This is a genomic window from Vibrio sp. TRT 21S02, assembly GCF_050113675.1.
Taxonomy (GTDB): Bacteria; Pseudomonadota; Gammaproteobacteria; order Enterobacterales; family Vibrionaceae; genus Vibrio.
This window is the reverse complement of the sequence record NZ_JBNJOI010000018.1, coordinates 1-14,881: the sequence shown is the minus strand read 5'-3', so window position 1 is coordinate 14,881 and position 14,881 is coordinate 1. Positions and strand designations below refer to the sequence as shown.

The 14,881-nt window shown below is 45.0% G+C and carries 16 protein-coding genes and 6 tRNA genes; 18 read left to right on the top strand and 4 right to left on the bottom strand.

The window, feature by feature from the left end:
• The first annotated feature begins 3 nt into the window (after nucleotides 1-3).
• Nucleotides 4-429 (top strand): Holliday junction resolvase RuvX, encoded by a 426-nt coding sequence (gene ruvX / locus ACQEXU_RS18300; RefSeq protein ID WP_367987379.1) that lies wholly within the window; start codon nucleotides 4-6, stop codon nucleotides 427-429.
• Nucleotides 430-489: 60 nt separating this feature from the next.
• Here ruvX and ACQEXU_RS18295 read toward each other — a convergent pair whose 3' ends face one another.
• Nucleotides 490-1,596, bottom strand: coding sequence for a PilT/PilU family type 4a pilus ATPase (locus tag ACQEXU_RS18295; RefSeq protein WP_427011846.1), 1,107 nt, complete (start codon nucleotides 1,594-1,596; stop codon nucleotides 490-492).
• 12 nt (nucleotides 1,597-1,608) lie between these two features.
• Complete coding sequence (locus ACQEXU_RS18290) at nucleotides 1,609-2,646, bottom strand: type IV pilus twitching motility protein PilT (protein ID WP_367987381.1); 1,038 nt, start codon at nucleotides 2,644-2,646, stop codon at nucleotides 1,609-1,611.
• A 25-nt stretch (nucleotides 2,647-2,671) separates the two neighbouring features.
• On the opposite strand from ACQEXU_RS18290, the gene ACQEXU_RS18285 reads away from it, so the two are divergent.
• From ACQEXU_RS18285 to hemW, 7 genes are read left to right on the top strand one after another with little or no spacing between them, the layout of a single operon-like run.
• Nucleotides 2,672-3,388: a YggS family pyridoxal phosphate-dependent enzyme gene (locus ACQEXU_RS18285; RefSeq protein WP_367987382.1), complete on the top strand. Its 717-nt coding sequence runs from the start codon at nucleotides 2,672-2,674 to the stop codon at nucleotides 3,386-3,388.
• A 22-nt stretch (nucleotides 3,389-3,410) separates the two neighbouring features.
• Nucleotides 3,411-4,229 (top strand): pyrroline-5-carboxylate reductase, encoded by an 819-nt coding sequence (proC, locus tag ACQEXU_RS18280; protein ID WP_427011845.1) that lies wholly within the window; start codon nucleotides 3,411-3,413, stop codon nucleotides 4,227-4,229.
• Between the two features lie 44 nt (nucleotides 4,230-4,273).
• Nucleotides 4,274-4,831 (top strand): YggT family protein, encoded by a 558-nt coding sequence (locus ACQEXU_RS18275; protein ID WP_367987384.1) that lies wholly within the window; start codon nucleotides 4,274-4,276, stop codon nucleotides 4,829-4,831.
• Nucleotides 4,831-5,121, top strand: coding sequence for a DUF167 family protein YggU (gene yggU, locus ACQEXU_RS18270; RefSeq protein ID WP_367987385.1), 291 nt, complete (start codon nucleotides 4,831-4,833; stop codon nucleotides 5,119-5,121). Before ACQEXU_RS18275 ends, yggU begins: the two co-directional genes overlap by 1 nt.
• A gap of 42 nt (nucleotides 5,122-5,163) precedes the next feature.
• A complete protein-coding gene (locus tag ACQEXU_RS18265) occupies nucleotides 5,164-5,595 on the top strand; it encodes a DUF4426 domain-containing protein (RefSeq protein ID WP_427011844.1) in 432 nt (143 codons plus the stop codon).
• A gap of 29 nt (nucleotides 5,596-5,624) precedes the next feature.
• The gene (locus ACQEXU_RS18260; RefSeq protein WP_427011843.1) at nucleotides 5,625-6,221 is read left to right on the top strand and encodes an XTP/dITP diphosphatase; all 597 of its coding nucleotides are present in this window, start codon (nucleotides 5,625-5,627) and stop codon (nucleotides 6,219-6,221) included.
• Complete coding sequence (hemW, locus tag ACQEXU_RS18255) at nucleotides 6,221-7,396, top strand: radical SAM family heme chaperone HemW (protein WP_427011842.1); 1,176 nt, start codon at nucleotides 6,221-6,223, stop codon at nucleotides 7,394-7,396. The genes ACQEXU_RS18260 and hemW overlap by 1 nt, the downstream gene beginning before the upstream one ends.
• Before the next feature lie 37 nt (nucleotides 7,397-7,433).
• Here hemW and glsB read toward each other — a convergent pair whose 3' ends face one another.
• A complete protein-coding gene (gene glsB / locus ACQEXU_RS18250; protein WP_367987390.1) occupies nucleotides 7,434-8,354 on the bottom strand; it encodes a glutaminase B in 921 nt (306 codons plus the stop codon).
• Nucleotides 8,355-8,471: 117 nt separating this feature from the next.
• Nucleotides 8,472-9,191, bottom strand: a complete 720-nt coding sequence (gene trmB / locus ACQEXU_RS18245) for a tRNA (guanosine(46)-N7)-methyltransferase TrmB (RefSeq protein ID WP_367987391.1) — start codon at nucleotides 9,189-9,191, stop codon at nucleotides 8,472-8,474.
• A gap of 183 nt (nucleotides 9,192-9,374) precedes the next feature.
• On the opposite strand from trmB, the gene mutY reads away from it, so the two are divergent.
• From mutY to ACQEXU_RS18195, 10 genes are all read left to right on the top strand, one after another.
• Entirely contained in the window at nucleotides 9,375-10,442 is a 1,068-nt protein-coding gene (gene mutY, locus ACQEXU_RS18240; RefSeq protein ID WP_427011841.1) for an A/G-specific adenine glycosylase, read from the top strand.
• A gap of 18 nt (nucleotides 10,443-10,460) precedes the next feature.
• Nucleotides 10,461-10,733 (top strand): oxidative damage protection protein, encoded by a 273-nt coding sequence (locus ACQEXU_RS18235; RefSeq protein WP_367987393.1) that lies wholly within the window; start codon nucleotides 10,461-10,463, stop codon nucleotides 10,731-10,733.
• A gap of 90 nt (nucleotides 10,734-10,823) precedes the next feature.
• Complete coding sequence (gene mltC / locus ACQEXU_RS18230; protein ID WP_367987394.1) at nucleotides 10,824-11,960, top strand: membrane-bound lytic murein transglycosylase MltC; 1,137 nt, start codon at nucleotides 10,824-10,826, stop codon at nucleotides 11,958-11,960.
• A 103-nt stretch (nucleotides 11,961-12,063) separates the two neighbouring features.
• Nucleotides 12,064-12,139, top strand: a tRNA-Phe gene (locus ACQEXU_RS18225).
• 52 nt (nucleotides 12,140-12,191) lie between these two features.
• Nucleotides 12,192-12,267: transfer RNA gene (locus ACQEXU_RS18220), tRNA-Thr, on the top strand.
• 7 nt (nucleotides 12,268-12,274) lie between these two features.
• Nucleotides 12,275-12,350: transfer RNA gene (locus ACQEXU_RS18215), tRNA-Phe, on the top strand.
• Nucleotides 12,351-12,388: 38 nt separating this feature from the next.
• A tRNA-Asn gene (locus ACQEXU_RS18210) sits at nucleotides 12,389-12,464 on the top strand.
• Nucleotides 12,465-12,832: 368 nt separating this feature from the next.
• Nucleotides 12,833-14,458: a methyl-accepting chemotaxis protein gene (locus ACQEXU_RS18205; protein ID WP_367987395.1), complete on the top strand. Its 1,626-nt coding sequence runs from the start codon at nucleotides 12,833-12,835 to the stop codon at nucleotides 14,456-14,458.
• A gap of 220 nt (nucleotides 14,459-14,678) precedes the next feature.
• A tRNA-Phe gene (locus tag ACQEXU_RS18200) sits at nucleotides 14,679-14,754 on the top strand.
• 52 nt (nucleotides 14,755-14,806) lie between these two features.
• A tRNA-Thr gene (locus tag ACQEXU_RS18195) sits at nucleotides 14,807-14,879 on the top strand.
• Nucleotides 14,880-14,881: the final 2 nt, after the last annotated feature.

Genomic DNA, 14,881 nt, shown 5'->3' with positions numbered 1-14,881 from the left:
CACATGACATCTAGAACTATTATGGCGTTCGATTTTGGTACCAAGAGTATTGGCAGTGCCATCGGACAAGAAATCACCGGAACCGCTTCTCCGCTGAAAGCGTTCAAAGCGAATGATGGCATTCCAAATTGGGATGATATCGAAAAGCAGATAAAAGAGTGGCAACCACAACTGTTAGTCGTGGGGTTACCAACTGATCTGTATGGACAAGCTCTTGAAACCATTACCCCAAGAGCGAAAAAATTTGCCAATCGCCTGCATGGGCGCTTCGGCTTACCCGTTGAGCTGCACGATGAACGGCTTTCGACCACCGAAGCGCGTGCCGAGCTATTTGAAATGGGTGGCTATAAAGCATTGAGTAAAGGTAATGTCGACTGCCAATCAGCCGTTGTTATTTTAGAAAGCTGGTTTGAAGCTCAGTGGAGCTAACCTAGCGAAAGAGCTAAAAAGGTTGCGATATCGCAACCTTTTTTATGTTTTTCATCCTGACTAATCCATGTCGATCTTCACATTTGCTAATTTCCCTGACGAATAGCTATCACCACGTTTAGTCTTGAGCATCAAACGAAGATCGTTTGCAGAGTCGGCACTGTGCAATGCATCTTCTTCATTGATCTTCCCATCAACCACCAACTGATAAAGCGCTTGATCAAACGTCTGCATACCAATTTCATTGGACTTCGACATCGTCGACTTCAACTCGTGCAAATCGCCTTTACGGATCAAATCAGAAACACGCGGACTATTGAGCAAAATCTCAAACACCCCATGTCGACCTTTACCATGTTTATCGCGGATCAACTGCTGACCAACCACCCCTTTCAGGTTCATCGATAAATCAAATAAGAACTGCTCTTTTTGCTCCTTAGGTACCAGATGCAAAATACGCTCTAACGCCTGGTTCGCATTATTTGCGTGCAACGTAGCCATACACAAATGCCCTGTTTCAGCAAAGTTCATGGCATATTCCATCGTTTCTCGACTACGGATCTCACCAATTAAGATCATATCTGGAGCTTGGCGTAATGAGTTTTTCAGCGCAACTTCGTAGCTTTCGGTATCTAAACCGACTTCACGCTGAGTCACGATGCAGCGCTTATGCTCGTGTACAAATTCAATCGGATCTTCCACCGTAAGAATATGGCCGGTTCGGTGCGTATTGCGATAACCCGTCATCGCTGCCATTGTGGTCGACTTACCTGACCCCGTGGCACCAACCACCAGCACTAAACCACGCTTGGCAATCGCTAAATTCTGCAGCACATCAGGCAGTCTCAGTTGTTCAAAGGTCGGGATATTAGACTCAATACGACGAATCACCGCGCCCGGCAGCTCACGCTGATAGAACGCACTCACACGAAAACGGCCAATGTCTCTAACGATGGCGAAGTTCGCTTCTCGCGTCTGATGAAACTCTTTACTGCGTTCATCATCCATCATTGAGTTCAGCAAAATCGCCACATCAGATTCAGATAATTTCTCCCCATGAGCTTTTAGCTCACCATCGACCCTAAACAGTACTGGAGCACCAACTGTAATATAAAGATCCGACGCTTTCTGGCTGATCATTCCTTGTAAAAAAACATTTATGTCCATCAGTGGCGATCCCTAAAATAGGCCAGAGTCAGTTTCAATTTTTTTCGATATCTCTTCCGGATCCACCGTGCCTTGTGCCAGTAGTTGCTTGGCATTTTGCTCCATGGTCTGCATGCCATGTGCGGCACCCGTTTGAATAATGGAATACATCTGAGCCACTTTATCTTCACGAATCAAGTTTCGAATAGCAGGAGTCGCCATCATGATCTCATGACACGCTACTCGCCCTCCGCCTAAGCGTTTTAATAATTTCTGAGCAATAACTGCACGCAATGACTCTGACAACATTGAACGTACCATGTCTTTATCACTGCCAGGGAACACATCGATAATACGGTCAATGGTTTTCGCTGCCGAGCTGGTGTGCAAGGTGCCAAAAACTAAGTGGCCTGTTTCTGCTGCCGTTAACGCCAAGCTGATGGTTTCTTGGTCGCGCAGCTCACCGACTAAAATCACGTCTGGATCTTCACGCAACGCGCTACGCAGTGCATTTTTAAAGCTGTAAGTATCTCGATGCACTTCCCTTTGGTTAATCAAGCATTTGTTATTGGTATGCACAAATTCAATCGGGTCTTCGATGGTCAGAATGTGCTTGTTGTGATTACGGTTAATGTAATCCACCATGGCGGCAAGCGTGGTCGATTTACCAGAGCCAGTCGGTCCGGTGACCAACACCAACCCTTTTTCCATATTGGCAATCTTTTCAAATACAGGCGGGGTTTCAAGCTGTTCTAGCGTGGGAATATCGGTTGGAATGGTACGAAACACCGCAGCACAACCACGTGATTGGTTGAACGCATTGACACGAAAACGGCCAACATTGGGTAACTCAAACGAAAAATCGACTTCCAGTTTCTCTTCAAATTCACTACGCTGAGCGTCATTCATGATCTCAAAAACCAATTTATGTACATCAGCATGGCTAAAAGCGGGCACACCAAGCTTTCTTACTTCACCATCTATACGTACCATTGGAGATACGCCAGCAGAAAGGTGTAGATCTGAAGCTTTATGCTTTACACTAAAATCCAGTAATTCCGCGATATCCATTTAAAATCCTTAAGTAAAGTTCGCTATGAGTAGTATTCAACAAAACATTGAACATATCACCTCACAGATAGAAAGCGCACAACAAAAGTGTGGACGCGCTCGAGGCTCTGTGCAACTTTTGGCGGTCAGCAAAACAAAGCCTGCCACTGCCATTCTAGAAGCAGCACAAGCTGGTCAAGTCGCTTTTGGTGAGAATTACGTGCAAGAAGGCGCTGATAAGGTAGCTTTTTTCCAAGAAAATCACCCGGAACTCACGCTTGAATGGCACTTTATTGGCCCAATTCAATCCAATAAATCTCGCCACGTTGCGGAAAACTTTGCCTGGGTCCATACAGTGGATCGCGCTAAGATCGCCCAGCGGCTAAACGATCAAAGACCGGATGGCATGCCACCCATTCAGGTGTTAATCCAAGTAAATACGAGTGCTGAAGACTCTAAATCTGGCATCAGCGAAAGTGAAATCTTTGCATTAGCAGAGTTGATTTCTTCACTGCCAAACCTCACTTTAAGAGGATTGATGTCAATTCCGGCCAATGTCACTGATTACTCATCACAACTGGCCGCTTTCAAGCAACTGGCGGCAGTAAAACAAGCGCTTGTTGAACGCTTCCCTGAGCTCACGTTGGATACGCTATCCATGGGAATGAGTGGTGATATGGAAGCCGCCATTGAAGCAGGAAGCACAATGGTACGCATCGGTACTGCAATATTTGGTGCACGAGACTACAGCAGTAAAAAATAATTAGATTGAGGAAGTTAACACCATGGAACACAAGAAAATCACATTTATCGGCGCTGGCAATATGGCGCGCTCTATCATTGCAGGATTAACCAGTAGTGGCTATCCAGCAAAATTGATTACTGCGACCGACCCAAATCAAGAGCAACGTGATTTTCTTGCCAAGCAGTATGGTATTTGTACCGATGCCGATAACCAAGCAGCAGCAAAAGAAGCGGATGTTATTGTGTTAGCAGTAAAGCCTCAATTAATGGAAGTCGTTGCGTCAGGCATGCAAGACATCGACTATACCAATAAGTTAGTGATTTCTATCGCGGCAGGTATTAATGCAACACGTCTTAATGATATGTTTGCCAGCCAGCTCAATATTGTCCGAGTCATGCCAAACACGCCGGCACTCGTTAGCAAAGGCATGAGCGGCCTGTTTGCACCAGAGCACGTTAGCGACAGTGATAAATCGTTTGCCGCTGACCTGATGATGGCAGTAGGTAAAGTCTGCTGGGTTGAACAAGAGTCTGGGATCAACAACGTGATTGCCGCAGCCGGGAGTGCGCCTGCTTACTTCTTCCTATTTATGGAAGCCATGCAAGCAGAAGCCATTGCACAGGGATTTGACCAAGCGACCGCGCGTCTGCTTGTGGAGCAATCCGCACTCGGTGCTGCCGAAATGGTGGTAGCCAACCAAGACACCGAATTATCAACGCTGCGCGAACAAGTGACATCAAAAGGTGGCACGACAGCAGAAGCACTACGCACTTTTAATGAACATCAGCTGACAGAGATTGTCTCTAAAGCAATGCAAGCCGCCGTTGCGCGTGCTGAAGAAATGGAAAAACAGTTTTAACTAAAGCATGGCACTGTGCCATCTGTTACCGATAAGGGTTATTTATGAACTCAATGAGCTTTCTCATTTCCACCCTATTTGATCTCTACATTATGGTGGTGATCTTGCGCATTTGGCTCCAAGCAGCCCGCGCCGATTTCTACAATCCATTCTCCCAATTTATCGTCAAAGCGACCCAACCTGTCATTGGCCCACTACGCCGAGTGATCCCATCAATAGGTAGTCTTGATCTTTCAACCGTACTCTTTGCCTACGTGCTGTGTGTACTCAAATTTGTAGCCCTACTTTTGATTGCATCAGGTGGCTCAATGTCATTCAGCGTTGAATTCTTATTCTGGGGCTTCTTATCGTTGATCAAAGCGGCTGGCGGCTTGCTATTCTGGGTTCTGCTTATTCGTGCGATCCTAAGCTGGGTTAGCCAAGGCCGTAGCCCAATTGAGTATGTATTCCACCAACTAACAGAACCGATGTTGGCACCAATTCGACGCGTTATCCCAGCAATGGGTGGCTTTGATTTAAGCGTATTAGTGCTATTTATTGCGCTTCAGTTTGCCAACTTCTTGATGGGTGATGTTATTGGCCCTATCTGGTATCAGCTATAATGTCATTGGCCGCTTGGAAGGATGGCGAGGACATTGTGCTTAAGCTCTATATCCAGCCGAAAGCAAGCCGCGATAAAATCGTAGGCTTGCACGGTGAAGAGCTAAAAATTGCTATCACAGCACCACCCGTCGATGGTAAAGCAAATGGCCATTTGACGAAGTATCTCGCCAAGCAGTTCAAAGTAGCAAAAGGATTGGTCGACATTGAAAAAGGAGAGTTGGGGCGTCATAAGCAAGTCCGAATTCACTCTCCGGGACAAATTCCCACAGAAATTGAAGCCATCTTATGATGGCTTTTTGTTTATCGGTGTAATTAAACTGGGATGTATATTATGAGTAAATGGATCGCATGGGCACTTGTTTGCCTATTTGCCCTACCCACTTGGGCAGGACAATACAAAACGTTGAAAGATGTTGAAGTACACTATTCCGCATTCAACTCCACTTTCTTAACCCCACAAGTAGCACGTAGCTACAAGCTAAAGCGCAGTGGTTATTCTGCCATTCTCAACATTAGCGTGCTTGATAACAGCCAAGTGGGTAAACCAGCAATTGATGCACAAATTTCTGGAACGGCGAAAAACTTAATTGGTACACTTCGCGAACTCTCTTTCAGAAAAGTGGAAGAAGGCGAAGCGATTTATTACCTTGCCGAATTCCCTATTACCAACGAAGAAAACCTGACTTTTGACCTCGATATTGACGCAGGACTCAAAGGAGCAGGCAAAATGAAATTCAGTCAAAAATTCTATGTGGAAGAATGATCTTCCCACCCACCATTTGAGATTTAATCATGAGCAAAATTGTATTAGCGACCGGAAACCAAGGTAAAGTCCGTGAAATGGCTGACCTATTATCCGACTTTGGTTTTGATGTATTGGCGCAAAGTGAGTTCAACGTCTCCGAAGTTGCTGAAACCGGAACGACCTTTATTGAAAATGCCATCATTAAAGCCCGTCATGCTGCCAAAGAAACCGGACTGCCAGCAATCGCTGACGACTCAGGTTTGGAAGTCGATTATCTCAAAGGCGCACCTGGTATTTACTCAGCACGCTACGCAGGTGAAGATGCAACTGACCAACAGAACCTAGAAAAACTGCTCGACGCGATGAAAGACGTTCCCGAAGAAAAACGTAGCGCACGCTTTCACTGTGTCCTTGTGCTGATGCGCCATGAAAACGACCCAACACCGCTGGTATGCCACGGCCAATGGGAAGGTCGCATCCTCACAGAAGCACACGGTGAAAATGGCTTTGGTTACGATCCTGTCTTTTTTGTGCCTGAAGATAATTGTGCTTCAGCGGAATTAGAACCGACACGCAAGAAGCAGCTTTCTCATCGTGGTAAGGCACTGAAAAAACTGTTTGCTGCGTTATCAGAACAGCAGTAATGGCCAGCTTAATTCCCCCGGCACTGAGTCTTTATGTACACATCCCATGGTGTGTACAAAAATGTCCATATTGCGACTTTAACTCTCACGCACTTAAAGCCGACATTCCTGAAGATGAGTATATAAATGCTCTCTTGGAAGATCTTGATTGGGACATCGAGAAATACCATCTGAATGATGCACCACGGCCACTGCATTCCATTTTTATTGGAGGCGGGACGCCAAGCTTAATTTCAGCGCAAGGCATCGCACGCCTTCTCTCTGGTATTGAAGCACGAATTCCGTTTAAACAGGGCATCGAGATCACAATGGAGGCCAACCCAGGAACCGTCGAAGCAGAACGCTTCAAAGGCTACCAACAAGCGGGCGTGACTCGAATTTCCATTGGAGTGCAGAGTTTTGAGCAACAGAAGCTCGAACGACTTGGACGGATTCACGGGCAAGATGAAGCCATTAACGCAGCGCAATTAGCCCATCAAATCGGCCTCACCAGCTTCAATTTAGACTTGATGCATGGCTTACCCGATCAAAGTATTAAGCAAGCATTGGTTGACTTAGACAAGGCGATAGAGCTCGCACCTCCGCATTTGTCGTGGTATCAATTGACGATCGAGCCGAATACCATGTTCTACTATAAAACGCCGACACTGCCAGATGACGACGATTTATGGGACATTTTCGAACTGGGACATCAAAAGCTCAGTGAGGCGGGTTATGTGCAGTATGAGATTTCAGGCTACAGCAAGCCGGGATATCAATGCCAACACAACTTAAATTACTGGCGCTTTGGCGATTATTTAGGAATTGGCTGCGGCTCACATGGCAAACTCAGCTTTCATGACGGTCGGATTATCCGAACCACTAAAGTAAAGCATCCAAGAGGTTATTTGGCTGCATACCAAAACATGGTGAAACCATACCTTCACACTGAAACGCAAGTGGCAGCAGAAGATCGCCCGTTTGAGTTCTTTATGAATCGCTTTCGTTTGATGGAAGCCTGTCCAAAGCAAGACTTTATCGACACTACTGGCCTTGGTTTTGAAGCAATACAAGACACCATCGACTGGGCTGTCGATATGGGTTATCTCGACGACGGTGATAACCACTGGCAAATTACTGAAAAAGGTAAACTATTCCTAAATGACTTGTTAGAAGCCTTTATGGCTGATGAGTAATCAAGCGTGTCTCTCCGAGTAGAGAGACACTTTGTCTTTAAAAAATCGAACGTCCTATTCGCTCAGAGAGCAGCTCCAGTGCTTTAGTTCCGGCCAAAGAGTTGCCTGATTGATCCAGCTCGGGCGACCAAACCGCAATCGTCATCTCTCCCGGCACAATGGCAATGATGCCACCACCTACACCGGATTTACCCGGCATACCAACACGATAGGCAAATTCACCTGCACCATCATACAAACCACATGTCGCTAACAGCGCATTTAGCTGCTTAGTCTGCATGGGTGTGATGACAGGTTTTCCTGTGTGAACCGACGTGCCCTTATTTGCTAAGTAACTAAATGTTTTAGCCAAGTCGATACAATTCATTTTTAACGCACAGGCATGAAAATAATTGTTGAGCACAGGGATCACATCATTTTCAAAGTTACCAAATGAGCGCATCAAATAAGCAATCGCGGCATTACGATCACTGTGCATCATTTCAGAAGCAGCGACCACTTTGTCATAGCAGATGTGGGTATCACCTGATAACTGGCGCACAAACTCCAATAAGCGCTGACGCGGTGCAGAAAGACGGCTATTGAGCAAATCGGCCACAACAATCGCACCTGCATTGATAAACGGGTTACGCGGGATCCCCTGCTCCATTTCCAGCTGGATTAGCGAGTTAAATGCCTGACCTGAAGGCTCTTTCCCCACCCGTTTCCAGATCTCTTCTGGCTTATATAGACACATTGCCAGAGTTAGGCTCAGAGCCTTAGAGATCGATTGAATCGAAAAGGTTTCCTCAGCATCTCCCGCTGTGATCACTTCACCTTCATTGGTAAATACCGCAATACCTAATTTGTTAGCAGGAACGCGAGCAAGGGCTGGAATGTAGTCTGCAACTTTACCTTGCCCAATATAGGGGCGGACCTCGTGCAGGATCTCAGCTAAAATTTGTGGTGTAGGTTTCATTTATCACCTATTTAATCAAAGGCTTATTATTTTTCTTGTAGGGTCAAAAAAGCCAACATCATCAATGTTGGCTTTTTTGTATCTTGTCGCTAAGTTGCGCTGTTTAGCGATATCGCACTATTTTACGCGCTTAAACTTAATATCCCAAACACCGTGACCTAAACGGTGGCCACGCGCTTCAAATTTTGTCAAAGGACGCTCTTCTGGGCGAGGAATGAAATCCCCTTCTGTGGCGATATTTTCATAACCAGGCGCTTGATTCATTATTTCAATCATGTGCTCTGCGTAGTTTTCCCAGTCAGTCGCCATATGGAAGATACCTTCACCAACGGTCAGCTTTTGGCGCACCATCTCAGCAAACTCTAACTGAACGATACGGCGCTTATGGTGACGCTTCTTATGCCAAGGGTCAGGGAAGAACAGTTGCAGTGTTGCAAGGCTGCTATCTGGGATCATATTAGCAAACACTTCAACCGCATCGTGACACATAACACGTAGGTTAGTAATGCCTGCATCACGAGCATCAGATAGACATGCGCCAACACCCGGGCTATGAACTTCGATACCAATAAAGTTTTTCTCAGGTGCGTTCTTTGCCATTTCAACCAAAGATGCGCCCATACCAAAACCAATTTCTAGAACCACTGGGTTATCGTTACCAAACACTTCTTTCCAATCAAGTAACTTCTCTTGGTAATCAATTCCCATTGTTGGCCAGCAATCTTTCATTGCAGCTTCCTGACCTTTGGTCAAACGGCCTTCACGACGTACAAAACTACGTACTTTGCGGATCAGTTTGCCGTCTTCGTTGTATTCATTCGTGGTCACTTCACTCATTGATTTTGCCTGTCTAAAAATTGCTCTTGTCACAAAGGGATTGTGATTATCCAAAGAATTGCCACTGGTGCAAGTTTTTTAACGGAAATCGACCAGAATATACCCTTACTCTTTATCGGTTGTACTTTATACACTTTCTGTGGTGCAATTTTACCTCACAAATAATAGAACATAGAGCAAGTCGTGACTCCTTTTGCCTCCGCTATTTTGCAATGGTATGACGCCTACGGGCGAAAAGATCTGCCATGGCAACAAAACAAAACTGCTTACAGTGTTTGGCTGTCTGAAATCATGCTGCAACAAACGCAAGTTGCTACCGTGATTCCATACTATCAACGCTTTTTACAGCGCTTTCCAACTGTGATTGATCTCGCGAATGCCGATCAAGATGAAGTGCTACACCTATGGACCGGTCTCGGTTACTACGCCCGTGCGCGAAATCTTCACAAAGCAGCGCAAATGGTTGCGACTCAATATCAAGGTGAATTCCCGTTAGATATTGAACAGATGAACGCGCTACCTGGTATTGGACGCTCTACCGCAGCAGCAGTGCTCTCTTCCGTACACAAACAGCCACATGCGATATTAGATGGCAATGTCAAACGCACGCTTTCTCGTGCGTTTGCTGTCACAGGCTGGCCTGGGCAAAAGAAAGTCGAAAACCAGTTATGGCAACTTGCAGAAACCCACACGCCAGAAACCGATGTTGATAAATACAATCAGGCGATGATGGATATGGGCGCAATGGTTTGTACTCGAAGCAAACCAAAATGCACCTTGTGTCCTGTTGAGTCATTTTGTGAAGCTCAGAAACAAGGGAACCCACTGGATTACCCTGGGAAAAAGCCGAAAAAAGACAAACCCATCAAACAAACTCGCTTTGTGATGCTTCATCAAAACAATGAAGTCTGGTTAGAACAGCGGCCACAAACCGGGATTTGGGGGGGATTATTTTGCTTCCCACAAACTGAGCATGCTGATATCGAGAATGATATAGAACATCTGTTAGAACAACGAGGTATCCGTGCTGACGCAATTAACAAACAACAGACGCTGATTACTTTCCGCCATACTTTCAGCCATTATCATCTCGATATCACACCAATTCTGGTTGATCTGTCAAAGCAACCTGACGTGATAATGGAAGGAAGCAAAGGTCTTTGGTATAACTTATCGCAACCGGAAGAGATAGGTTTAGCTGCACCAGTAAAACAATTACTGGAAAGCTTACCTTTCGAACTTCACAGCTAATGATTTCAAGGAGTCACTATGAGCCGCACTGTATTTTGTGCTCGACTACAAAAAGACGCTGAAGGATTGGACTTTCAGCTATACCCAGGAGAATTGGGCAAACGTATCTTTGACAATATTTCTAAAGAAGCGTGGACGCAGTGGCAACACAAACAAACCATGCTGATCAACGAGAAGAAACTCAACATGATGGATCCTGAGCATCGTAAGCTTCTTGAAACAGAAATGGTGAACTTCTTATTTGAAGGGAAAGAGGTTCATATCGAAGGCTATACACCGCCAAGTGAGTAACCACTTTCACAATGACAAATGACATCACAGCCTTGCTTTGATGTCATTTTTTATCCCAAGTTATACGTTTATTCAGAGTCCAATAACAAGATGAAAAAGCTGGCTTATTTCTTTGCAGCCCTCATATTAACGGGTTGTAGCCGTGAATTTATTGAAGGCATGTATGACATCAATTACGAGCCAACCAACCGCTTTGCTAAAAATCTCGCTGAATTACCAGGGCAATTTGAAAAAGACACCGCGGCACTGGATGCTTTGATCAGTAGTTTTTCTGGCAACATTGAAAAACGTTGGGGTAGAAAAGAAATTAAAGTTGCCGGTAAAAGCAACTACGTAAAATACATCGACAATTATCTTAGCCGCTCAGAAGTCAATTTCTCTGCCGGTACCATCACGATTGAAACCGTTTCACCAACGGATCCTAAAGCTCACTTGAAAAAAGCGATAGTCACCACCCTTCTCACGCCAGATGATCCTGCAAATGTTGACCTGTTTTCTTCAAAAAGCATCAAACTTGAAGGCCGTCCGTTTTTGTATCAACAAGTCGTCGACCACGAAAACAAAGCCATTCAATGGTCTTGGCGAGCCAATCGCTTTGCTGACTACCTTATTGCTCACCAGCTCAAAGTAAAAAACGTTGATTTCAAGAAAGCGTACTATGTTGAAATTCCAATGGTGGAAGATCAAATCCAGATCCGAAGCTACCAATATGCTGATATAGTTCAGCGGGCATCACGTAAGTATGGAATTCCTGAAGATCTGATCTACGCCATCATCAAAACCGAAAGTAGCTTTAACCCTTATGCGGTAAGTTGGGCCAATGCATACGGCTTAATGCAAGTGGTTCCTAAAACAGCGGGAAGAGACGTATTTAAACTGGTGAAAAAGCGCTCCGGTCAGCCATCACCTGAATACTTGTTTAACCCAGAAAACAATATTGATACTGGCACAGCTTATTTCTATATTCTGAAAAACCGTTATTTGAAAGAGGTACGCCACCCTACATCTCTCGAGTACAGCATGATATCTGCCTATAACGGCGGTACCGGCGGCGTACTGAACACCTTTAACCGTGGTGATAGAAAACGGGCAATGCGCGATCTCAACTCATTACAGCCGAATCAAGTTTATTGGGCACTAACCAAGAAGCACCCAAATGCTGAAGCGCGTCGTTATCTGGAAAAAGTTACAAAATTCAAAAAGGATTTTAACTCTGGTAAAACCTAACCGACAAAAATGCCTAAATTATCGGCACTCAACCACTTTTTTGAATTTTTTTCTAAAAACAAGTTGACGCCGAGAGCGAAAATCCGTTTAATAGCGCTCCGTTGCCCGGATAGCTCAGTCGGTAGAGCAGAGGATTGAAAATCCTCGTGTCGGTGGTTCGATTCCGCCTCCGGGCACCACAATTTATTAATTGTTGGTGCTTAGCACGAACAATGTAAAAGAATAAAGTGTGCCGACTTAGCTCAGTAGGTAGAGCAACTGACTTGTAATCAGTAGGTCACCAGTTCGATTCCGGTAGTCGGCACCATTCTTTTGCCTCGATAGCTCAGTTGGTAGAGCAGAGGATTGAAAATCCTCGTGTCGGTGGTTCGATTCCGCCTCGAGGCACCATTATTTGGTGCTTATCTCGATGAGATGACACAAATAATTCCCCCTTAGTTCAGTTGGTAGAACGGCGGACTGTTAATCCGTATGTCGCAGGTTCGAGTCCCGCAGGGGGAGCCACTTTAGAGAAAACCTCATCATTTGATGAGGTTTTTTCGTATCTACAGCCTTCTAAAAAATCCAAACTTATCGCTCTCGTTCAAAAGCTCATTTTTCGTTTAAGCTGAAGTCCTTTCTCTAAATACATACCTCAAACCCAGTTAGAAGTCTGTGCCACCAGCTTGTATATTTTGATGGCTTTCTTCTTAAATTACTTCAGTAACCATCCCTTTTGCTAATTTTTTCGAACCAAAAATTTAATCTCAGTCATAGTTTGAAAGTTTGTTTGTATTCTCTCCTTTAGCTATTAATTAACATGCCGATATAGCTATTTAGAGTAGCAGTACCGTAACTCCGGTCACCAAGCTGCCTGAGCCAGAGAGGACTATATGAAATTAAAAACACAAGCATATTTGCTGTCAGCCATTATCTTGGTTGCGCTATTAGCGTTGACAGCAACGGGGCTATGGACACTGCGTGTTGCTAGTAACTTAGACAACAAAGCACGCGTAACGGAACTATTTCGCAGTGCCTACAGCATACTTACGGAGGTCGAAAAGATGTCCGTCGAAGGCATATTAGGTGAAGAGGAAGCAAAGGAACTCGCCACTCGCCTATTACGCAACAATATTTACAAAGACAACGAATATGTTTATGTCGCAGATGATCAAATGACGTTTGTCGCAACGCCGTTAGATCCTCAGCTACATGGTACCAGTTTCCATGATTTCAAAGATGGTGACGGCAACAGTGTTGGCCAGCTAATTCTAGATGTGCTGGGCAACAAAACCAGCCAGATGGTTGAATACACGTGGACACAAAAGCAAGCTGATGGCTCAATTGAAGAAAAACTATCTATTGCAGAAAAAACACCTCACTGGGGTTGGGTCGTTGGTACGGGCATCGGCTTTAATGAAGTGAACGCACGTTTTTGGTCTACTGCACAATGGCAGTTGATCTTATGTCTTGTCATTGCAGGTAGTATTTTGGGCGTACTGATCATTTCCATTCGCAAAATGTTGGCACTGCTCGGTGGTGAACCCGTAGAAGTACGCAATGCTGTTCAAGCAGTTGCGAAAGGCCAAATCCAAGCCTCATTCCAAGAGCAAGCTCCTGCTGGCAGTATCTATGAAGCAGTACAGAACATGAGTAAATCGCTAGCGCAGCTTGTGACAAACTTAGATAGTTCGATGCACGCACTGCGTGATGAGCTTTCTCATGTTGAACAACGTGCCGGTAGCATTGCTAACCTAACAGATTCACAGCAGCAATCGACTGAGATGATTGCAACTGCAATGACGGAGATGGCCTCTTCAGCCAATAACGTTGCAGAATCTGCACGTGATACCGCAAGCAATACCGATGAAGCCGACAAACAGAGTCAGCATACCCAACATTTGATCCACAACACGGTAGAGAATATTCAAGGCTTGGCGCTTCAGCTTAATACCGCTAGCCAAGCGGTCTCTGATCTTGATAGCGATGTAAACAACATCGTAAAAGTTCTAGATGTGATTGGTGATATCGCAGAGCAAACTAACCTACTCGCCCTCAACGCAGCGATTGAAGCAGCACGAGCAGGTGAACAAGGCCGTGGTTTTGCAGTGGTAGCAGATGAAGTTCGTAATCTTGCTGGACGCACGCAAGACAGCACTAAAGAGATCCAACAGATGATCAATAATCTGCAAGAAGGATCTCGCAATGCGATTCAAACCATGGAAATTTGTGCCGAAACCAGCCAAAGCACCGTAACTGAATCTCAAAGTGCTTCAGAAGCACTACAGCAGATAGTGGTTGCCTTAGAATCAATCAGCCAAATGAGCCACCAAATTGCTACGGCAGCGGCCGAGCAAACTCAAGTGAGTGATGATATTTCCCAACGTATTAACACGATCGAAGAGAGTGGTAATCAGTTAAGTGCAGTCGTTACCGAGAGTCACAACAGTACACAAACACTGACAGGCTTAGCGAATGAACTAGAAAACTGGGTCAGCAAGTTTACTGTTAAACAATAAATGTTCCTCAAACGAAGAAAAGCACGCATCTTTGCGTGCTTTTTTATTCACTGAGGCTATTTTTTTCTACTACAGCCCCTTAAGTTATCCTGCTAGCTTGCGCACTTCCTCTCCTAAATGGGCAAAAACAGCCCATTAAGTATAGAAAAGCAACAAACGATATTTTTTTTGCAATTTAATGTTGACCTCAAACGCGAAAAGCCGTTTAATACGTCTCGTTGCCCGGATAGCTCAGTCGGTAGAGCAGAGGATTGAAAATCCTCGTGTCGGTGGTTCGATTCCGCCTCCGGGCACCACAATTTATTAATTGTTGGTGCTTAGCACGAACAATGTAAAAGAATAAAGTGTGCCGACTTAGCTCAGTAGGTAGAGCAACTGACTTGTAATCAGTAGGTCACCAGTTCGATTCCGGTAGTCGGCACC